Source organism: Mycobacterium sp. ZZG (genome assembly GCF_054786995.1).
This window is the reverse complement of record NZ_JBTBFV010000075.1, coordinates 1-20648: the sequence shown is the minus strand read 5'-3', so window position 1 is coordinate 20648 and position 20648 is coordinate 1. Positions and strand designations below refer to the sequence as shown.

Sequence of the window (20648 nt, the reverse complement as noted above, 5' to 3'; positions counted from 1 at the left end):
GAGCAAATCACGCACCGTCAACGACACCCCGACCGAACAGGAGGCCACCCCCGCGGCACTGACCACCTGAACCATCACCTCGAAGAATCACACGACGACGTCGTACACCACGTCCCTGGACTTGACCCCTGCTGGCATGCGTTGGTGCAATACACCCGCCGCCGGCGACCCTGAATCGTCGCTCCGCATCCCACACAGATCACTGGCACGTGTTGAAGGTAAGTCGCGGTACCGACAACCTTAGAAGCCACTGCTCTAGGCGAAGGTCTCTGCGCAACTCCAGACCGTGAGGCACCGGCGATCCGCTGCCCCACCGACCGACGGGCACATAAGCGCCGAACTGACGGCTTGTCGAAGGCTGGAACGGAGCCGATAAGATCTGAGATGCCCTCCCGGAGGGCACGCCTCCTTAGCTCAGTGGTAGAGCAACGCTCTTGTAAAGCGTAGGTCGTCAGTTCAATCCTGACAGGGGGCTCTGCCAATACCTCCGCCCCAGTTTCAACCTTGCCCCGACACGGCAATACTCGATAGCGGTCGCTAACGAACCCAACCCATGCGAAGGCGGAACCTTGTCCCAAGCCGTGGAATCGGAACCCGAAGACCAGGGCAGTGATTCTCATGAGACGCCCGAGCTGACGTTCGACGAACACCTGCACCCCGCCCGGCCTCGGTCGCTGCGGTTCCGGCCGCGGGTCCGCCAGCCGTTCACGCGGCGCTCGCTGGCACGCGACGGCTCACCGACGGGCGACAATCCCGCCTATGTGTCCTGGCTGATCAGCCAGTCGATGCTGGCCGACGCCAACCAGATCAGCCAGCAGTTCTCCGGCCAGGGCTCGATGTGGCAGAACCCGTACGCCACCCCGAGCCCTCGCGGCGCCGTCGAAACCGCCTCGGTGTGGTTCACCGCCTACCCGCTGTCGCTGATCACCCGGTCCAACGAGTCGTTTCTCAAGGCGATGGCCGACGCCGACATGTGGAAGGCCTTCGCGGAGATCGGGATCGAGGCCGTGCACACCGGGCCGGTCAAGCGGGCCGGCGGCATCTCGGGTTGGGAACTGACGCCCAGCGTGGACGGCCACTTCGACCGCATCAGCACCGAGATCGATCCCGCGTTCGGCACCGAGGACGAATTCCGCCAAATGTGCGGCACTGCCAATTGGTACGGCGGCACCATCATCGATGACATCGTGCCGGGCCATACCGGCAAGGGCGCCGACTTCCGGCTCGCGGAGATGAAGTACGCGGACTACCCCGGCATCTATCACATGGTCGAGGTCGACCCGCGCGACTGGGAGCACCTGCCGGAGGTGCCGCCCGGCGCCGACTCGGTCAACATCGATCCCGCCACCGAGGAGTGGCTGGACAAAGCCGGCTACATCATCGGCCGGCTGCAGCGGGTGATCTTCTACGCCGAGGGCATCAAGGAGACCAACTGGAGTGTCACCCGCCCCGTCGTCGGTATCGACGGCGTCGAACGCCGCTGGGTGTACCTGCACTACTTCAAGGACGGTCAGCCGTCGATCAACTGGCTGGATCCGTCGTTCGCGGGCATGCGGCTGGTCATCGGCGACGCGCTGCACTCGCTGGCCGATCTGGGAACGGGCGGACTCCGCTTGGACGCCAACGGTTTTCTCGGTGCCGAGAAGACGGCGGCCGAGGACAGCGCCGCGTGGTCGGAGGGCCATCCGCTCTCGGAGGCGGCCAACCACCTGATCGCCAGCATGGTGCGCAAGGTCGGCGGCTTCACCTTCCAGGAGCTCAACCTCACCATCGACGACATCCGCGAGATCGGTGAGGCCGGTGCCGACCTGTCCTACGACTTCATCACCCGTCCCGCGGCGCACCACGCGTTGGCCACCGCCGACACCGAGTTCCTGCGCCTGACGTTACGCACCACCCTTGAGCTCGGCGTCGATCCCGCATCTCTGGTGCACGCGTTGCAGAACCACGACGAGCTCACCTACGAGCTGGTGCACTGGTCGACCGGTCACCGCGACGACGTGTACACCTACAAGGGCGAGGAGATCACCGGCGAGGAGCTCGGTGAAACCGTCCGCACCGACCTGCGCGAGAAGTTGTCGGGTGAGAACGCGCCGTACAACCTGGTGTTCACCACCAACGGCATCGCCTGCACCACCGCGACGGTCATCACCGCGACCCTGGGCATCACGTCGCTGGACCACGTCGTCGACGACGAGCAGATCGACCGGATCCGCCGGGCCCACCTGCTGCTGGCGATGTTCAACGCGCTGCAGCCGGGAGTGTTCGCGCTGTCGGGCTGGGACGTCTGCGGCATGCTCACGCTGCCACCGGCGCAGATCTCCGAACTGTTGCGCGGCGGGGACACCCGGTGGATCCACCGCGCCGCCCACGACCTGATGGGCGTCAACCCGACCGCGACCCAGTCGCCGGCCGGAATGCCCAGGGGCCGTAGCCTTTACGGGTCCATCCCGGAGCAGCTCGCTGATGACACCAGCTTCTTGCGCCAGCTGCAGGCCATCCTGAAGGTGCGGTCGCACTACGGAATCGCCACCAGCCGCCAGATCGACATCCCCGAGGTGTCCCACCGCGGGATGTTGGTGCTGGTGCATCAGCTCGATGACGTCGGCCGGTACCAGCTGACGGTGCTGAACTTCGCCAACGAACACGTGGCCGGAACGGTGCGTTCGCTGAAGCTGCCGCCCGGCAGCGAGGTGTCGGACATGTTCTCGGGCAAGTCATTGGCCACCGTCGACGATCTGCACAGCTTCGGGGTCGAGCTGGCCGCGCACCAGGGCTTATCCCTGCTGGTCGAGGCACCCGTCAAGGACGACGCCCGCGACGGCGGCTGACCGCTTCCACGCGGCGGGTGGGGTGCGCGTGGAGCGAGCATCGCTGCAGTAGCGTTCGGGCATGGCCGAAGCAGGACTGTGGGTCGCATGGGGTGTCCCGACCCGCGGACGAGAACACCAGGCACTGGATCTGCTCGTCGAGACCGAGGGCTATCTGTCAGGACTCCGGGACCGGGATCGGATCCAGGGCTTCGACCGGGTCGTCCTCAAACCGCAAAGCATCGAGCTGGGCGGGTTCATCCTGATCCGGGGGACCAAGGCCCAGATCGACGACCTCCGTCGCGATCATGATTTCGAGCTGTGGCTCACCCGGGTGCAGCTGGTCGCCGACCAGGTCGGCGTCGCCGACGCCTGGCTCGGCGACGGCATTGCCGAAGCGGTCAGCCTTTACCGAAAGGCGCTGGAGAACCTTGACTGAACAACGGCGCTGAGTTTGCCGTTCACCGCCGCCGCGGCGCATAGCGCGGAAAACCGCGTGGTCACGGTAACGAAACGATATTTGTGACGATATAACCTTTTGCTCGCTGGTCTGTTGGTGGTGCGATTCAATGGTCGCCACACCGGGGGACGGTCACGGCTTTGTCAAAGGGGTTTCATGGGTTCCGCAGCGTACGTCGGTCGGGTGGGCGGCCTCGCCGTCGCGTTGGGCGTCGGATCGACAGTCTTTGCAGGTCAGGGTGTGGCGTGGGCCGACGACACCAATTCAGCCCCGTCGAGTTCGACGAGTGCAGCAACCTCCGATACCGGTCAGAAGGACTCGCCCGGCGCCACCGGGTCGGCCTCGGACACCCGCGAGACCGAGGCGGACGGTCAACCCGGGCCGGAGGACGAGCTCGAGGCCCAGCCCGAGGACGATCCGGACAGTGACACTGACGAGAACGCCGAGCCGGAGCCAGAGCCGGACGAGGACGCCGGCCCGGTCGACGTCGCGGAGCCGGACGAGGACGCCGCCCCGGTGGACGAGGCTGAACCGGTGGACGAGCCTGCGGCCGGATCCGGAACCGCCGACGACGACGAGACGACGCCCAGCACCGGTGCCGGCGACAACACCGGCGCCAAGACTGATGGCAATACAGGGCCCGAAGCCGGGACCGAGTCCGAGGCCGACAAGACCGTCGAGAAGACGACGGCGAACGTCGCCGACGCGGTCGATGACCCCGCGGTGCCGCCGCAGCAGAGCACGAAGGTCGCTGTGTTCGCATCGGCGACCAAGCTGGCCGCAGCCAGCCCGAGGCCGCTCTCCCCGACGGTGGCCGCGCTGCTGACCACCGAGCAGGACCAGGCCGCGATGGCGAAAAAACCCAACCTGATCACCGCGGTGGTCAACGTCGTCACCAGCATGCTCGACTGGGCCCGCCAGAAGGCCGATGCCAAGCCCGGCGACGCCCCGCAGCCACCGTTCCTGTGGGCGCTGCTGGCCTTCGCGCGGCGCGAACTCGACAACCTGTTCGCCGCACGCAGCACCAGCAACGCCCCGCGCACCACCGTGGTGACGCCGACCAGTCTGGCCCTGACCGACGACGTGAGCACCGCAGCGCTGATCCCGTCCTACTCACCGTGGCTGAACCCGCAGGTGAGCCCGTCGACACGGTTCATCAGCTGGGTCACCGGCAAGAACGTCTATCTCGGCGACCCGACGCTGGCCAACACGTTGAAGCGGTTCGCCGTCCACGGCACCGACGTCGGCGTCATGTGGGACAACGGCATGGTCGACGATCCGTCCACACCCGACATCAACGAACATCAGATCCTGATCGCGGTCGGAGACACCTTCGGCGCACAGGGCATGACCGGTCGGTGGATCTACAACACTCTGTTCCGCAGTTCCGACACCGACCTGTCCGACGGCTTGACCATTCCGGACGGCGAATGGAAGAACGGCAACATGTTCGGCGGCGCTCCGCTGTCCGGTCCGACAGAGGCCCGGCCGATCATCAATCGGCCTTCGTGGCTGCCGAATTCGGTGACGCTGATCCCGACCGCCGGTGTCTCACTGCCCACAGAGGTCACCAAGGACACGCCGTTCGGCACCATCCAGTACGTCAGCTTCATGTCGGTGTCGAAGTGGGGCCAGGCCGGCCGCTGGACCACCAACTACTCGGCGATCGCGTACTCGACCGACAACGGCGAGAATTTCAAGGTCGCGCCTGAAAGTGTGCGCTATAACTCGTTTTTGAGCGGTAACCGCAACTTCCAGCAGTCGGCGTTCGTCAAGGGCGACGACGGCTACGTGTACGTCTACGGCACCCCCAACGGCCGGCAGGGCGCGGCGTATGTCGCCCGCGTCGCCCCCGACGACATCCTCAACGTGTCGAAGTACGAGTACTACAAGGCCGCATCCACCGGCTGGTTCGGCGGCTCGGCGGCCAAGTGGGTCAAGGGCAGCCCGTCCTCCGCATCGGCGGTGATCGGCAAAACCGGCGGCGCCTGCGGGTCGACCAAGCCCGGTTACACCGTCAGCGAAATGTCGGTGCAGTACAACGAGTATCTGCAGAAGTACGTCGTGCTCTACGGTGATCAGTTCAACAACATCGTCATGCGAACCTCGGACACCCCCGAGGGCACCTGGTCGGACGCGACGGTGTTGATGGGTCAGCAGAGCGGTGGCATCTACGCGCCGATGTTGCATCCGTGGTCGCCGTCGACCCTGGGCACCGGATCAGACCTGTACTGGAACCTGTCGCTGTGGTCGGAGTACAACGTCATGCTGATGAAGACGGACCTGACCAAGCTCTGAACTGCCACTCCCCCGCCGAAATCGCATTCCACGCGGCCTACACACGAAAAGGGCCGCGTGGAATGCGATTTCGGCGGAATCCTGGGCGCGGTCAGACCAGCGGGACATCGAGGATCGGCCGTTCAACGGCCGCCCCCGGCCCGTCGAAATGCCACCACTCCCCGGCGTAGACGGTGAATCCGCCGGCCACCATCGCGTCACGCAACCGGGCCCGGTTGGCCTGCGCGGCCGCGCTCACGCCGTCGGCCGCGTAGGCCAAACTGCGCGGCGAGAAGTCGTCGAACCCCGTGCCCATGTCCACCAGCCCGTCGGCACCGGCCAGCGTCACATCCACCGAACGGCCCGCGACGTGGCTGCGCGCGAACGGACCGGGCCGCGCCACCCATGACGGATCCGGCACGGCCTCGAACATCCGGACCTGTACGGCGTGCGGCCGGTAGCAGTCCCAGAAAACGAGCCGCTCCCCGCCCGCACGCAGCAGACCCGCCGCGACCGCAAGGCCGGGCGCCAGCGATTCGTGCACCATACAGCGGGCGCCGGCCGGATACAGCTGGATACCGACGAAGTTGTCCGTGGTCGCGTACCGCAGGTCGATCACCGCATCGGGGACGACGCTGCGCACGTCGACGAGGCCGGCCGCACCGGCGGAGTCCGACACCGGCGGCACCGGCGACGCCGCACCGGTGGCGGACGGTCCGACCGCGGCCACCGCGGCGAGGGCGCCAATGATCAAGCAGCGCAGTGCGACAACGCTCATCCCGCAAGGGTAGGCATACACTTCGCTCGTGCGCGACGTCCTCGACGAGTTGCTGACGATCTGGCGGTCCGGCGGGACGGCCGGTCTGGCCACGGTGGTGCGCACCATCCGGTCGGCGCCGCGTCCGCCCGGCGCGGCAATGGTCGTCTCCCCCGACGGATCGGTGGCCGGATCGGTGTCGGGGGGTTGCGTCGAGGCCGCCGTGTACGACACCGCCAACGAGGTCGTCGCCAGCGGGACTCCGCAGCTTCAGCGGTACGGCATCAGCGACGATGACGCGTTCTCCATCGGCCTGACCTGCGGCGGGATCATCGACATCTTCACCGAACCGGTGTCGCGCCAGACGTTTCCGCAACTGCAGCAGGTGGCTGACGACATTGCCGCGCACCGCGCCGTGGCGGTGGCCACGGTGATCACACACCCTGATCCGCTGCGCGTGGGATTGCGAATGGTCGTGGGACCCGATGCGCGGAACGGAACGCTCGGGTCCGCGCGCACCGACGACGCGGTGGCCGACGACGCGCGGGGGCTGCTGCTGGCGGGCCGCTCGGCGACGCTGACCTACGGCGCGGACGGTGAGCGTCAGGAGTGGGGCATGGAGGTGTTCGTCTCCAGCCACGCCCCCCGTCCGAGGATGCTGGTGTTCGGCGCCATCGACTTCGCGTCCGCGCTTGCGACGCAGGCGGCCTTCCTGGGCTACCGGGTGACCGTGTGCGACGCCAGGCCGGTGTTCGCCACTACGGCACGGTTCCCCGCTGCCGAAGAGGTGGTCGTGGACTGGCCGGACCGTTACCTGCGCGCCCAGGCCGAAGGCGGCGAGATCGATTCCCGCACCGCGATCTGCGTGCTGACGCACGACCCGAAGTTCGACGTGCCCGTCCTGCAGGTGGCGCTGCGCCTGCCCGAGGTCGGCTACATCGGCGTGATGGGATCGCGTCGCACCCACGACGACCGGATGGGGAGGCTGCGTGAGGCGGGCCTGACCGACACGGAACTGGTCCGGCTGGCCAGCCCGATCGGCCTCGACCTGGGCGCCCGGACCCCGGAGGAGACCGCGGTGTCGATCGCCGCAGAGATCATCGCGAGGAGGTGGGGCGGGGAGGGCCGACCCCTGACCGAGACCCGGGGACGAATCCACCACGAGACCTGACGCAGCCCCGCGATGCGGTGAGACAACGACCACCGCGGGCAGTGAGACAGTAGTGGTGGAAATGTCGCTCTCGGATGCGATAACGTCACTCTTCACAGCCCGAGGAGTGTGATCCCCTGTGACCGACACCGCCGTCAACGCTGCCGACGCCGTCGCCCCGCGCTACGCCGGACAGCGCATCCCTCGCGTCGAGGACAGCCGCCTTCTCACCGGTCACGGCCGTTTCGTCGACGACATCAACCGCCCGGGCATGCTGCACGCGTGCTTCGTGCGCAGCCCGTTCGCGCGCGCGACCATCCGGGGCATCGATGCGTCCGCAGCGCTCGCCCTGCCCGGCGTGCACGCCGTGTTCACCGCGGCCGATCTCAACCCGGACGTCAAAGAGGCCTGGCACGCGGTCGCCGGCAAGGATGTGCCGGACACCCCGCGGCCGCCGTTGGCCGAGGGCGAGGCGAAGTTCGTCGGCGACCCGGTCGCACTCGTGGTCGCCGACAGTCGCTACCTCGCCGAGGACGCCGTCGACCTCGTCGAGGTCGACTACGAACCGCTGCCCGCGGTGGCCGATTTCCGGACCGCCGTCGGCGGCGCCGAGGCCGGGGTACCGGTGGTGCACGAGGCATATCCCGACAACGTCGCCGGCGGGATGGGCGGCATGCCGCCGGATGAGGAGTTGTTCGCCTCGGCGCCCCATGTCGTCTCCGAGCACATCTACCAGCAGATGTACGTACCCGTGCCGATGGAGACCCGCGGCATGGTCGTGGAGTGGACCGCGGCGACCGACGAACTCACCGTGTGGGCGTCGACGCAGACACCGCACGAGCTGCGCGCATTCGCCGCGCGGCTGCTGGGCATCCCGGCCCAGGGGGTGCGGGTCATCATGCGCGACACCGGCGGTGCGTTCGGGCAGAAGGTCGTCCCGATGCGCGAGGACATGTGCATCCTGCTCGCCGCGCGCAAGGTGGCTGCCGCGACGTCGAACGCGCAATCGGGCGCAGCACTGAAATGGATCGAGGACCGCCGCGAGAACCTGATGTCGGCCGGGCAATCCCGCCACGTCGACGGCACGGTGCGGATGGCGTTCGACGACGACGGCAAGATCCTGGCCGCCGACATCGACTTCATCCAGGACGTCGGGTCCTACCCCACGCCGTATCCGGTGCTGACCACCGCCGCGATCGGCATGTTCTTCCCCGGCCCGTACCGGGTGCCCAAAGCCAGCTTCAACTACAAGACCGTGTTCTCCAACACGCCCGGACTGCACGCCTACCGCGGCCCCTGGCAATACGAAACCCTCACGCGGGAAATACTTCTCGACTGCGCGGCTCGCAGGATGGGAATGGATCCGGTCGAGTTGCGCCGGATCAACATCCTGCGCGGCGACGAGATGCCGTTCTTCAATCCCAACGGCATGCCCTACGACAACTGCGCGCCCGCAGACACATTCGAGCAGGCCGTCAAGATCCTCGACCACGAGGGCTTTCGCAAGGAGCAGGCCGAGGCGCTGGCCGAGGGGCGCTACATCGGGCTCGGGTTCTCCGCCTACATAGAGCCGACCGGCGCGGCGACCGGAAACCTCGCGACCGAGGGCGCCACGGTGCGGATGGAGTCCACCGGCAAGATCAACGTCTACGTCAACGGCGGGTCCGCAGGTAACAGTATCGAGACCACTGTGGTGCAGCTGACCGCGGATGCGTTGGGCGCCAACATCGAAGATGTCGCCACGATCCAGGGTGACACCGCGGTGACACCCTATGGAGCGGGCACCCAGGGCAGCCGCAGCGGGCCGATGACCGCGGGCGCGGTCAACGAGGCCGGCTCCATCCTGCGCGGGCAGATCCTCGCGATCGCCGCGCAGATGCTCGGAGTCGAGGAGTCCGAGGTCGTGCTCGCGAACTCGAAGGCCACCGTGCGCAACGACCCCGACAAGGGCGTCAGCTTCGCCGACATCGCCTACCGCTCCTATTACGACCCCGCCCAGCTCGGCGGTGTCCCGCCGACCCTGGAGGCCACCGCACGGTTCAACTCACAGGCGATGATCCACTGGGCCAACGCGACTCACGTGTGCACCTGCGAGGTGGACATCGAGACCGGTCAGGTCACACTGACCCGCTACATCGTCAGCGAGGACGTCGGCCCGATGATCAACCCGAACGTGGTCGAAGGCCAGGTCGCCGGCGGCACTGTGCAGGGCATCGGCGGGGCGCTGCTGGAGAAGCTCGCCTACGACGAAGCCGGCAATCCGATCGCGTCGACATTCGTCGACTACCTGCTACCCACGGCTACCGAGGTGCCGCCGATCGAATTCGGCCACGTCGAGATCCCCGGACCCGGAGTGGGCGGATACAAGGGTGCCGGTGAGGGCGGGGCGATCGGCTCACCGCCGGCGGTCATCAACGCGATCAACGACGCGCTGGCCCCGCTCGGTGTCACCCTGACCCAGTTACCCGCAACACCGGCCACGATCGTCGAGCTCATCGAGCGCGCAGGACTAGCAGGAAAGGACCACTGACGGTGGAACTGAACAACGAATTCCGGGTGGCGGTCCCGCCCACCGAGGTCTGGGACGTCTTCACCGACGTCGAGCGCGTCGCCCCCTGCCTTCCCGGCGCCACACTGCTGTCCGTCGACGGTGACACCTTCCACGGCGCCGTGAAGGTCAAGGTGGGTCCGATCACCGTGTCCTACAAGGGCATCGCGTCCTATCAGGAGAAGGACGCTTCGGCACGGCGGATCGTGCTGCGCGCAGAGGGCAAGGAGACCCGCGGCAGCGGGACCGCGGCGGCCACCGTCACCGCACAGCTCAAGGACGAGGGCGAGTCGACCTATGTCGGCATCACCACCGACTTGGCGATCTCCGGCAAGGCCGCGCAGTTCGGCCGAGGGGTACTGGCCGACGTGTCCGGCAACCTGATCGCGCAGTTCGCCCGCAGTCTGGAAGCCGAACTGCTCGGCGATTCCCCGGCCACCGCAACGACGGCGCAGACCGCCGAGGCGGCCGCGGCGGCGGCCCAGCCGGCCGGTGATTCCGTCGACCTGCTGAAGGTCGTCGCGGTGCCGATGGCCAAGCGGTTCGCCCCGGTGATCGCCGCGGCCGCGGCCGCGGGCACGCTCGGCTTCCTGCTCGGGCGGCGCAAGCGCTCCGCACCTGCCGCGGCCGTGCTCGCCGACGATCTACAGGCCCTGTTGGCCCGGTTGCTGTCCTCATGAAGGCTGCTCCCTTCGCCTACCACCGCCCCGACACGGTCGCGGACGCGGTGTCGCTGCTCGGTGAATTCGGCGACGACGCGAAGATCCTCGCCGGTGGACAGAGCCTGGTGCCGATGCTGGCGATGAGGCTGACGCACTTCGAGAACCTGATCGACATCTCCCGGATCGATGATCTGCGCGACATCGAGTTGCGCGGCGACACGGTCCGGATCGGAGCCGGCACCCCGCACGCCCTGGTCGGTATGGATGACGAAGTGGCGGAATCGGTTCCGCTGCTGACCCTGTCCACCCCGCACATCGGGCACTTCCAGATCCGCACCCGCGGCACGTTGGGCGGCGCCATCGCCCACGCCGACCCGGCGGCCGAGTACGCGGCGGTCGCACTGGCACTGGACGCCGAGATCGAGGCCACCTCCGCGAGCGGGACGCGACGGATCGCGGCGGCCGAGTTCTTCACCGGCCTGTGGGAGACCGCGCTGGCCTCCGACGAGATCTTGACCGCGGTGACCTTCCCGATGTGGTCGCGACGATGCGGCTTCGCCGTTCAGGAATTCGCCCGGCGTCACGGCGATTTCGCGATCGCCGGCGCGACGGTGGCCGTCGAGCTCGACGATCACGGCACGGTGTCCCGCTGCGGGATCGGGCTGCTGGGGCTCGGGTCCACCCCCGAGCGCGGCACCCCGGCCGAACAGGCCGTCGTCGGACGACCCGTCAGCGACATCACCGCCGAGGAGTTCGGCCGGCTGGCCGTCTCCGCGCTCGACGATGTTCCGTCCGACCTGCAGGGCACCGCGGCGTACCGCACCAAGGTCGGCGCCACGATGGCCGCGCGGGCATGGTCACAGGCAACCACTGCCGCTCTTGAAACGACGGAGGCCCTCAATGCATGAACATCCCGTCGAGGTGTCGGTCAACGGCCGCCGCTACGCAGGGACCGTCGAGCCACGTCTGACATTGGCCGACTACCTGCGGGAGAACTGCGGGCTGACGGGCACGCACCTGGGCTGCGAACACGGTGCCTGCGGCGCGTGCACCGTGCTGCTCGACGGCCAGGCGGTCCGGTCTTGTCTGATCTTCGCGGTGCAGGTCGACGGCCAGGAGGTCACCACGGTCGAGGGCATCGCCGGCAAGGACGGTGAACTCTCGCCGGTGCAGGCCGCGATGCGCGAGTGCCACGGACTGCAATGCGGCTTCTGCACCCCGGGATTCGTCACCAGCATCACCGCGCTGCTGAGGGACAACCCCAGCCCCACCGACGAGGAGATCCGTGAGGGCCTGTCCGGCAACTTCTGCCGGTGCACGGGCTATCAGGGCATCGTCAACGCGGTCAAGCGCGCGGCCGAAACCACCAGCTGACGCCCTGCCTCGCCTCCGCGGCCGCACCGGAGCACGGCGTTTCCCGGCGACCCAGCCCACCGAGATCGCACGTAGCGCGCGTCAATACGCGAAACTGGCGCGTGGAATGCACGTTCGGCGAAGGGGTTGGGCATGAGGATCGGGTTCGTCGGGCTGGGCAACATGGGCTCAGCCATGGCCGCCAATCTGTTGGCGGCGGGGCACGAGGTCCTCGCCTACAACCGCTCGCCCGAGAAGGCCGCCGCTCTCGCCGAGCGTGGCGCCACGCCGGTGCCGACGGTCGCGGCCGCATGCGACGCCGAGGTCGTGATCTCGATGCTGGCCGACGACACCGCCCTCGAAACAGTCGCGTTCGGCGACGGCGGCATTCTCGCGTCGCTTCCCGCCGGCGCGGTCCACGTGTCCTCCAGCACCATCAGCGTCGCCCTGGCCGACCGGCTGACCGCCGCGCACGCCGACGCCGGGCAGGTGTTCGTGTCGGCACCGGTATTCGGCAGGCCGGAGGCCGCCGCCGCGGCCAAGCTGTTCGTCGTGGCCGCGGGTTCGGCGGATGCCGTGCAGTCTCTGCAGCCGGTGTTCGACGCGATCGGCCAGCGCTCGTTCGTCGTGTCCGACGACCCGAAGGTCGCCAACCTGGTGAAGCTGTCGGGCAACTTTCTGATCGCCTCGGTCATCGAATCGCTCGGTGAGGCGATGGCGTTGGTGGACAAGGCCGGCGTCGACAAGCAGCAGTACCTCGAGCTGCTGACATCAACGCTGTTCACCGCGCCTGCCTACCAGACCTACGGCGGGCTGCTGGCGCGCGAGGAGTTCGAGCCCGCCGGATTCGCCGCGCATCTCGGTCTCAAGGACATCCGTCTGGTGCTGGCCGCCGGCGAAGAACTTCAGGTGCCGCTGCCGGTCGCCAGCCTGATCCGCGACCGGTTCCTGACGCTGCTCGCCGGCGGCGGCCGCGACCTCGACTGGTCCGCGTTGGGCGCGCTGGCCGCCTGGGAGGCCGGCGGCAGAAAACCCGGTGCCTGACCTCGCCGAAATCGCATTCCACGCGGCCGCGGGCGCCCGCAGCGCGCGTGGAATGCGATTTCGGCGCTAGCTGGAGACGACCCCGCGCAGCCCGTCGGCGCCGAAGATCGGCTCGAGCATGCTGGACAGGTCGGGGCCCCGGCGCAAGCCGTGCCCGCCGTCGACATTGATGACCTGCCCGGTGATGAAGCTGGCCGCGTCGCTGAGCAGGAACACCGCCAGGTTGGCGATGTCCTCGACCTCGCCGACGCGCGGCAGCGGCGTGCAGGCCCGGTAGTCCTCGCTGATGGCCGGCGACTCCATGATCGGCGCGACCATGTCGGTGCGCGTCAGCCCCGGGCGGATGCCGTTGACCCGGACCGAGGACGGGCCCAGTTCGTCGGCGGCCACCATCATCAGATGGTCGAGCGCGGCCTTGCTCGGCCCGTAGGCGCCGAACCAGCGGTGGGTGTTGCTCGACGCGATCGACGAGATACCGATGAACGCTCCCCCACCGCCGCGCACCATCTCCCGCGCGCTGTGCTTGAGCACGTACATGGTGCCGTTGACGTTCAGGTCGACGGTGTTCCGCCACGCGGCGGAGTCGATCTGGGTGAGCGGTCCGATGGTCTCCGAACCGCCTGCGCTGTGCACGACACCGTCGAGCCGGCCGCGCCACGCGGTCGCCGCCTCCACCAGCCGCTCCGCGTCGTCCTCGTCGGTCACGTCGGCCGGCTGGTAGTTCACCTCACCCGCGCCGTCGCCGGCGGTCGCCCTGAGTTCCTCGGCGGCGGCCGCGAGCTTGTCGGCGCTCCGCCCGGCCAGCATGACGTTGCCCCCAGAGGCGACCACGGCGGCTGCCACGCCCTTGCCGATCCCGCTGCCACCGCCCGTGATCAGGTACGTGCGTTCTGACAGCGACAGCAACATGGGAAGTCCCTCCGACGGGTAGTCAGGCTAACTAGAACAGGTTCCAGTTATACGTCACGGCTCGTCGCGGCGGGAGAGCTTTGGCGCACCCAGGGTGCGCCAGTCCGGCACATCCGGCGGCAGGCCGACCGGGAACCGGTTCTCGTTGTGAGCCGCCCAGTGCGCGTGCCCGAGTTCGTGGATGTGGAACGCGTGCCGCAGCGCCTCGGCGAAGCCCATCGCGTCGCTGGCCGCATTGACCGAATCCTTGACCAACAGCGCGGCCATCGTAGGCCGCTCGGCGATCCGCCGCGCGAACTCCAGCGTCTTGTCCTCGAGCTCGGCGCGCGGGAACACCTTCGACACCATGCCGAGCCGGTGTGCCTCGTCGGCGTCGATCGCATCGCCGGTGAGCAGCAGCTCCTTGGCTTTGCGCGGGCCGAACTCCCACGGGTGGGCGTAGTACTCCACGCCCGGCATCCCCATCCGCACGGCGACCACGTCGCTGAACTTGGCGTCGTCGGACGCGACGATCAAATCGCACGCCCAGATCAGCATCAGCGCCGCCGAAATCGCGTTTCCCTGCACCTGCGCGATGGTGATCTTGCGCAGGTCGCGCCAGCGGCTGGTGTTGTTGAAGAAGTAGTGCCACTCCTGCAGGTACGTCCGCTCGATCACGGCGTCGCGGGTGGCGCCGTTGCAGGTGAACGTCGGGTGCTGGTCCGGGCCGGGGGCCCGCTCGGCCAGCGCCTCCTCCGAGCCCAGGTCGTGCCCGGCCGAGAAGTTCTTGCCCCGCGCGGCCAGGATGACCACCCGGACGTTGTCGTCGGCCTCGGCCCGCCCGAACGCCTCGTCCAGTTGCACCAGCAGCGTGCGGGACTGTGCGTTCTGCGCCTCGGGGCGGTTCAGCCAGATCCGCGCGATGCGACCCTCGTCGAGGGTCTCGTATGTCACCTGCTCAGGGTTCGCCACGCGATACACATTACGGCGGAAGTGTCACGTCCGAGTACAGCACCCCGGAACAGTCCCGGTAGTTGGCTAGAGTTGATCCATGCCTGCGAAATCTGATCCCGCCGAGATCGGCGACGTCGAGCCTATCGCTGACAGCACCGAGCGCCAGGCGCGTCGCGTCGTGGCCGCCTACGCCACCGACGCCGACGAGTGCCGCGTCTTCCTGTCGATGCTGGGTATCGGACCGGCGAAGCTCGACGCCTAATGACGTCCGAGAGCGGTGCCGAGGCCCGCTCCGGAGGTGCCGACTTCGTCGTGGTGGCCAATCGGCTGCCGATCGACATGGTGCGGAAACCCGACGGCACCGTCGAGTGGAAGCGCAGCCCCGGGGGGCTGGTAACCGCACTGGAACCACTGCTGCGGCGCAGGCACGGAGCCTGGATCGGCTGGCCGGGTGTCCCCGAGGACGCTGATGACCCCGACGCGTCCACCGAGCCGATCGAGCAGGACGGGATGACGCTGGTCCCGGTCCGGCTCAGCGCCGAGGACGTCGCCGAATACTACGAGGGTTTCTCCAACGCCACGCTGTGGCCGCTCTACCACGACGTCATCGTCAAGCCGATCTACCACCGGCAGTGGTGGGACCGCTATGTCGAGGTCAACCGGCGGTTCGCCGAGGCCGCGGCGCGCGCCGCGGCACCGAACGCCACGGTCTGGGTGCAGGACTACCAGCTGCAGCTGGTCCCCAAGATGCTGCGGATGCTGCGCCCGGATCTGACCATCGGCTTCTTCCTGCATATCCCGTTCCCGCCGGTGGAGCTGTTCCTGCAGATGCCGTGGCGCACCGAGATCACCGAGGGCTTGCTGGGTGCCGACCTGGTGGGCTTCCACCTTCCGGGCGGCGCACAGAACTTCCTGATCCTGGCCCGTCGGCTGGTCGGCGCGACCACCTCCCGCGCCACCGTCGGCGTGCGTTCGCGGTTCGGCGAGGTGCATTTCGGGTTCCGCACGGTCAAGGTCGGCGCGTTCCCCATCTCGATCGACTCCGCCGACCTCGACCAGCAGGCCAGAAGCCGGACCATCCGGCAGCGCGCCCGCGAGATCCGCGCCGAATTGGGCAACCCGCGCAAGATCCTGCTCGGGGTGGACCGGCTGGATTACACCAAGGGCATCGACGTGCGGCTGAGGGCGTTCTCCGAATTGCTCGAAGAAGGCCGCATCAACCCCGAGGACACCGTGCTGGTGCAGCTCGCCACGCCGAGCCGGGAGCGCGTGGAGAGCTACATCGCGATGCGCGAGGAGATCGAACGCCAGGTCGGCCATGTCAACGGGGAGTTCGGCGAGGTCGGCCACCCCGTCCTGCACTACCTGCACCGCCCGATCCCCCGCGAGGACCTCGTCGCGTTCTTCGTCGCCGCCGACGTCATGCTGGTCACGCCACTGCGCGACGGGATGAACCTGGTGGCCAAGGAGTACGTCGCCTGCCGCAGCGACCTCGGCGGTGCGCTGGTGCTCAGCGAATTCACCGGCGCCGCAGCCGAACTGCGTCAGGCCTACCTGACCAACCCGCACCACCTCGAAGGGGTCAAGGACGCCATCGAGGCGGCGCTGAACCAGGCCCCCGAGGAGGGCAGGCGCCGAATGCGGGCGCTACGCCGGCAGGTCCTCGCCCACGACGTCGACCGCTGGGCCCGGGCGTTCCTCGACGCCCTCGCATCCAAGGAACCGTCCGGCCAGGAGTGACGTCGAGCTCCGCTAGCATTCCGATACCAGTGGAATCGGATTCCGCCGCGCGGCGAAAGGCACATCGATGGCGACCTACGCAGTCACCGGTTCGGCATCGGGAATGGGCGCCGCCGCGGTGGCCCAGCTCCGGGCCGACGGCCACACCGTGATCACCGTCGACATCAAGGACGCCGACGTTGTGGCCGACCTGTCGAGCGTCGATGGCCGGGCCCACGCCGCAGAGCAGGTGCTGACCGCGTGCGCCGGTCGCCTCGACGGAGCCCTGATGGCGGCTGGCCTGGGCCCTGGCAAGGGCGCAGACCGTCTCCGGCTGATCGCCACGGTGAACCACCTCGGCGTCGTCGATCTCCTGCAACGCTGGCGCCCCGCACTTGCCGTCGCGCAGCACGCGAAGGTCGTTGTCGTGGGCAGCAATTCGACCACCACTACGCCGGGGGTACCCGGACGCGCGGTGCGCGCACTGCTGGCCGGAGACGTCGACGGCGCCGTACGGTCCACCCGACTCTACGGTCCCGGCCGGCCCGCCATGGTCTACGCGGCCTCCAAGATCGCGGTCACCCGCTGGGCCCGGCGTACCGCCGTGCTGCCCGAGTGGGCCGGCGCCGGCATCCGGCTCAACGTCCTCGCCCCCGGCGCGGTCCTGACCCCGCTGCTACAGGAGCAGCTCGCCGACAAGCGTCAGGGCAAGCTCGTCGAACGCTTCCCGGTGCCCGTGGGCGGCTACGGCGAGCCCGGACTGCTGGCCCGCTGGATGTGTTTCATGCTCTCCGATGCCGCCGATTTCTCCTGTGGCAGCGTGGTTTTCGTTGACGGGGGCACTGATGCACTTTTCCGTGGCGATGACTGGCCGCGTCCGTATCCGTTGCGCCGGGTCGTACGGTACCTGCGGCGGTACCGCGGTCGAAGCCGACCGGCGTGAGTGACGGCAGGCCCACCGGGCGCCCCCGCGACTCGTCGATCGACGACCGGGTGTTTGCGGCCACCCGCGAGCTGCTGGCGGAGGTCGGCTGGGACGAACTGAGCGTGCGCCTGGTCGCGGCGCGCGCCGGAGTCGGCCGGTCGAGCCTGAACCGCCGGTGGAACTCGAAGGCCGAGCTCGTGCTGCAGGCCGTTCTCGGCGAAACCCCGGACATGTCACCGTTTTCCGGGACGGACCTGGACGGGTGGATCCAGTGGGTGGTGCGCGGCAGCCACGAGTTGTTCGCCCGCAGCGACGTGCGTGCCGCGGTGCCGGGCCTGCTGCTGGCGCTGGCCGAAAACGACGAACTGCGCGACAGGCTGTGGAAGAGCTTCAGCGGTCCGGCGGTGGCGCTGTACACCGAGCACGTCCCGACACGCACCCCCGCCCAGCGCCGACGCGCCGAGCTTGATGCCCGCGCGGCGCTGGTGATGGCGGCCGGTTCGGCGCTCTTGCTGACCACGGTCGCCACCGACGACGACTCCGACGCGCTACGGCGCAGGATCGCCCAACTGCTGAGCGATGCTGTCGGCAACCGCTGAGGCGGAGAAGGATTCGATGATGGCCTGCCTGGGCGAGCGCCAGCGCAGGCCGAGATCGTCGGTGGTGGCGCGGTCGTCGGTCGGTGTGGCCGAGGTGAGAAGCAATGCGGCCTCGTAGCTCAGGCCGTCACCCAGCGGGACGTAGCGACCGACGGCGTCGGAGAGCCGGCCGAGCGCCAGCAGCACCCCGGGCGGCAAGGGAACTCGGCGGACCGGCCGCCCCAACCCGGCCTCCAGTGCGTCGATCATCTCGTCGAAAGTCAGCATCACACCGCCGCAGACGTAGCGGCGCGGGCCGCGGCCGGGCCGCATCAGCGCGGTGTGCACATCGGCCACGTCCCGGACGTCGATCATCTGCATGCCCGCGCGCACCCTCGGCGCCACCCGGGACCGCACGATGGGCGCCCATCCGCGCTCGGTGACTCCCGCGGCGGTGTGGAACGCGGCGCCGACCACGCTGGACGGGTAGGTCACCACGACCGGTGCGCCCGCCTCCTGCAGGCGGCGCGCCACCCGGTCGGCATAACCTTTGGTCTTGGCGTAGGTGCTGCGCCCATCGGAAGTCGGCGAGTCAGCCGAGATGACGCCGTCCGGCGGTGGGAACAGTGCACTGTAACTGCTCACCGACACGACGGGATCCAACCCGAGGTCGACGGCCCGGGTCAGGACCCGTTCGGTCGCGTAGGCGTTGATGTCCCACATCAGCTGTGCGCGACGTTCGTCGGTCCCGACCACACCGGCGGCGTGGACCACCGCGTCGGCACGGTCAACAGCGCGGTAACGGTGGACTCGTCGCGGATGTCGCCGACGACGACGGAGACCTCGCCCAGATCCCGGAGGCTACGGAGCACCGCAGCGTCCTGTTCCTGCGGGAGGACCAGGAGTCGGACCCGGTGCCGCGCCTGCAGGAGCGCCCGAACGGTGTGCGCGCCGAGACAGCCGATGCCCCCGGTGACCGCGATCTGCATGGAGATCTCCTCGTCGCCCGCCATGACATTACGATACCAATGGCATCGAAACGGTGATCAGGGGCGGCCAGGGTCGAGACCGGTGGTCAGGTGTCGGCGCCGGCCTGAACGTAGGGGCGGTTCAGATCGGGGTGATGTAGGCGATCAGCCACTTGCCGTCGACCTTCTTGTAGTCGACCCGCAGACGGCTGCCGTCGTAGACGGACTCCTTGCCTTTGTCGGTCACCGTGCGGTTCATGTAGACCATCACCGATGCCGAGGTGCGCGCTGCGTCAAGGATTCCCGCTCCGACCGTGTGGGCCTGGCTGACGAGCTCACGGTCGCGTGCCTGCGGGATGATCTCGTTGGTGACGCGGTCCTGGAACTCCTGGCGATATTCCGGGGTCAGCATCGGATACACCTCGGCGAAACTGCGCTCCACGGTCTGGTAGTCGAAGCCGAACACCAGCGGAATCTGCTCTTGCGCCAGCGAGGGCAACTCGGCACGAGCCTGCTCTTCGCCGTTGAGCTCCACCCGATTCCAGTACAGCCAGCCGCCGACAGCGGACAGCGCGACGAAACCGGTGGCCAGAAGCACCGCGAGCGCCCCGAGAAGCCTGGCGGGCCAGTCTCGCATCAGTTGCCCCCGTCGGGGTATTTGAGGTCGTAGGCCGTCATGTGCCCGTTGTCGTCCTCATGGACGATGACGCGCATCCGGTACGGCTCGGACGGTGCGTTGTTCCCGTCCAGATCGGTCACCGTAACGCGCACCGACACCATCACTTTCGCGTTCTGGGCGATCTCGTCGATCTCCTCGAGCGCCGCACCGTTGACCACCGCCTCGGAACTGGCGTTGGTGTCGCGGAACAGCAACTTGAGGTTCTCGACGTTGCCCTCCTGCGTCATCATCGCGCGCAACGGGCCGCTGGTTCCGTCGACGAACCGGTCCACGCTCTCGTCGATCGTGTTCTGGGTGTAGCTGAACATGTTGACTACCGACTGCGCCGCGGTGTCGACGAACCGGCGCTCACGGTCTTGCTTGGCCTCGATGGCGCTCTGCTGGCCGACCATCATCACGACCGCGGCGACCAGTGCGCCCACCGCGACCGCCGTGATCGCGATCGACAGGATCGCCACCATCTGCCGGTGTGGCCGCCGCCGCGGTGGAGGGCCGACGGGCCGCGCGGAGCGCACCGGCGCGGACACTTCGACGCTCAGCCCGGCGGGCGAGGGCGTGGCCTCGGCCTTGGCGGGACCCGCGGCGCGCGACGCCCGGCGGCGCACCCGCTGCGGGGTGGGAACAGACTCTTGCACTACCTACACCTGCTTCGGCGCCAACATCAGATCGACCCAGTTCTCTGCCGGCACCAGCTTGTCCGAACCGGGCGCGTACACGCCGACGCCACCTGCCGGGTCGACGAACTTGCCGTTCCGATCGTAGGTCGCCGTCGAGGTCCCACTCGCCAGGGGGGCCTCGGCGGGCAGTGGCGCGCTGGGCGCGGCGGGGGCCGGTGCGGGCGCGGCGGGGGCCGGTGCCGGCGCGGGCGGCGCCAGC

Annotated in this window: 18 protein-coding genes, 1 tRNA gene and 2 pseudogenes; 14 read left to right on the top strand and 7 right to left on the bottom strand. The window is 68.5% G+C overall.

Annotated elements, in window-relative coordinates:
- Positions 1-403: 403 nt before the first annotated feature.
- The 4 genes from ACXMYJ_RS26000 (at position 404) to ACXMYJ_RS25985 (ending at position 5568) form a co-directional block, all read left to right on the top strand.
- Positions 404-475, top strand: a tRNA-Thr gene (locus tag ACXMYJ_RS26000).
- A 94-nt stretch (positions 476-569) separates the two neighbouring features.
- Complete coding sequence (treS, locus tag ACXMYJ_RS25995; RefSeq protein ID WP_460359254.1) at positions 570-2831, top strand: maltose alpha-D-glucosyltransferase; 2262 nt, start codon at positions 570-572, stop codon at positions 2829-2831.
- Positions 2832-2892: 61 nt separating this feature from the next.
- Entirely contained in the window at positions 2893-3249 is a 357-nt protein-coding gene (locus tag ACXMYJ_RS25990) for a hypothetical protein (protein WP_460359253.1), read from the top strand.
- A 177-nt stretch (positions 3250-3426) separates the two neighbouring features.
- Entirely contained in the window at positions 3427-5568 is a 2142-nt protein-coding gene (locus tag ACXMYJ_RS25985) for a DUF4185 domain-containing protein (protein ID WP_460359252.1), read from the top strand.
- 91 nt (positions 5569-5659) lie between these two features.
- Here the strand turns inward: ACXMYJ_RS25985 and ACXMYJ_RS25980 are convergent, their stop codons facing one another.
- Positions 5660-6325 (bottom strand): M15 family metallopeptidase, encoded by a 666-nt coding sequence (locus tag ACXMYJ_RS25980; protein WP_460359251.1) that lies wholly within the window; start codon positions 6323-6325, stop codon positions 5660-5662.
- A gap of 28 nt (positions 6326-6353) precedes the next feature.
- Here ACXMYJ_RS25980 and ACXMYJ_RS25975 point away from each other — a divergent pair, with 28 nt between their 5' ends.
- From ACXMYJ_RS25975 to ACXMYJ_RS25950, 6 genes are all read left to right on the top strand, one after another.
- A complete protein-coding gene (locus ACXMYJ_RS25975) occupies positions 6354-7475 on the top strand; it encodes an XdhC family protein (protein ID WP_460359250.1) in 1122 nt (373 codons plus the stop codon).
- Between the two features lie 118 nt (positions 7476-7593).
- A complete protein-coding gene (locus ACXMYJ_RS25970) occupies positions 7594-9984 on the top strand; it encodes a xanthine dehydrogenase family protein molybdopterin-binding subunit (RefSeq protein WP_460359249.1) in 2391 nt (796 codons plus the stop codon).
- A gap of 2 nt (positions 9985-9986) precedes the next feature.
- Complete coding sequence (locus tag ACXMYJ_RS25965) at positions 9987-10682, top strand: SRPBCC family protein (protein WP_460359248.1); 696 nt, start codon at positions 9987-9989, stop codon at positions 10680-10682.
- Entirely contained in the window at positions 10679-11572 is an 894-nt protein-coding gene (locus ACXMYJ_RS25960) for an FAD binding domain-containing protein (RefSeq protein WP_460359247.1), read from the top strand. Before ACXMYJ_RS25965 ends, ACXMYJ_RS25960 begins: the two co-directional genes overlap by 4 nt.
- A complete protein-coding gene (locus ACXMYJ_RS25955; RefSeq protein WP_260755432.1) occupies positions 11565-12038 on the top strand; it encodes a (2Fe-2S)-binding protein in 474 nt (157 codons plus the stop codon). The genes ACXMYJ_RS25960 and ACXMYJ_RS25955 overlap by 8 nt, the downstream gene beginning before the upstream one ends.
- Before the next feature lie 132 nt (positions 12039-12170).
- Positions 12171-13061, top strand: a complete 891-nt coding sequence (locus tag ACXMYJ_RS25950; RefSeq protein WP_260755433.1) for an NAD(P)-dependent oxidoreductase — start codon at positions 12171-12173, stop codon at positions 13059-13061.
- A 66-nt stretch (positions 13062-13127) separates the two neighbouring features.
- Here the strand turns inward: ACXMYJ_RS25950 and ACXMYJ_RS25945 are convergent, their stop codons facing one another.
- Together ACXMYJ_RS25945 and ACXMYJ_RS25940 are read right to left on the bottom strand one after the other, a co-directional pair.
- On the bottom strand, positions 13128-13970 hold the full coding sequence (locus tag ACXMYJ_RS25945) for an SDR family oxidoreductase (protein ID WP_460359246.1): 843 nt from the start codon (positions 13968-13970) through the stop codon (positions 13128-13130).
- A 54-nt stretch (positions 13971-14024) separates the two neighbouring features.
- Positions 14025-14930, bottom strand: a complete 906-nt coding sequence (locus tag ACXMYJ_RS25940) for an enoyl-CoA hydratase (RefSeq protein ID WP_260755435.1) — start codon at positions 14928-14930, stop codon at positions 14025-14027.
- Between the two features lie 70 nt (positions 14931-15000).
- Between ACXMYJ_RS25940 and ACXMYJ_RS25935 the strand changes: the two genes are divergently transcribed.
- The 4 genes from ACXMYJ_RS25935 (at position 15001) to ACXMYJ_RS25920 (ending at position 18146) form a co-directional block, all read left to right on the top strand.
- Positions 15001-15165, top strand: coding sequence for a hypothetical protein (locus ACXMYJ_RS25935; RefSeq protein WP_014817721.1), 165 nt, complete (start codon positions 15001-15003; stop codon positions 15163-15165).
- The gene (locus tag ACXMYJ_RS25930; protein ID WP_260755436.1) at positions 15165-16643 is read left to right on the top strand and encodes an alpha,alpha-trehalose-phosphate synthase (UDP-forming); all 1479 of its coding nucleotides are present in this window, start codon (positions 15165-15167) and stop codon (positions 16641-16643) included. Before ACXMYJ_RS25935 ends, ACXMYJ_RS25930 begins: the two co-directional genes overlap by 1 nt.
- A gap of 67 nt (positions 16644-16710) precedes the next feature.
- Positions 16711-17565, top strand: a complete 855-nt coding sequence (locus ACXMYJ_RS25925; RefSeq protein WP_260755437.1) for an SDR family oxidoreductase — start codon at positions 16711-16713, stop codon at positions 17563-17565.
- On the top strand, positions 17562-18146 hold the full coding sequence (locus tag ACXMYJ_RS25920) for a TetR/AcrR family transcriptional regulator (RefSeq protein WP_260755438.1): 585 nt from the start codon (positions 17562-17564) through the stop codon (positions 18144-18146). The genes ACXMYJ_RS25925 and ACXMYJ_RS25920 overlap by 4 nt, the downstream gene beginning before the upstream one ends.
- On the opposite strand, the pseudogene ACXMYJ_RS25915 reads toward ACXMYJ_RS25920, so the two are convergent.
- The 4 genes and pseudogenes from ACXMYJ_RS25915 to ACXMYJ_RS25900 all read right to left on the bottom strand — a co-directional run.
- A pseudogene (locus ACXMYJ_RS25915) lies at positions 18096-19114 on the bottom strand (NAD-dependent epimerase/dehydratase family protein). The gene ACXMYJ_RS25920 and the pseudogene ACXMYJ_RS25915 overlap by 51 nt on opposite strands.
- 121 nt (positions 19115-19235) lie before the next feature.
- A complete protein-coding gene (locus ACXMYJ_RS25910) occupies positions 19236-19730 on the bottom strand; it encodes a nuclear transport factor 2 family protein (RefSeq protein WP_260755439.1) in 495 nt (164 codons plus the stop codon).
- The gene (locus ACXMYJ_RS25905; protein ID WP_260755440.1) at positions 19730-20407 is read right to left on the bottom strand and encodes a mammalian cell entry protein; all 678 of its coding nucleotides are present in this window, start codon (positions 20405-20407) and stop codon (positions 19730-19732) included. Before ACXMYJ_RS25905 ends, ACXMYJ_RS25910 begins: the two co-directional genes overlap by 1 nt.
- Positions 20408-20410: 3 nt before the next feature.
- Positions 20411-20648, bottom strand: a pseudogene (locus ACXMYJ_RS25900) (mammalian cell entry protein); the annotation flags it as partial.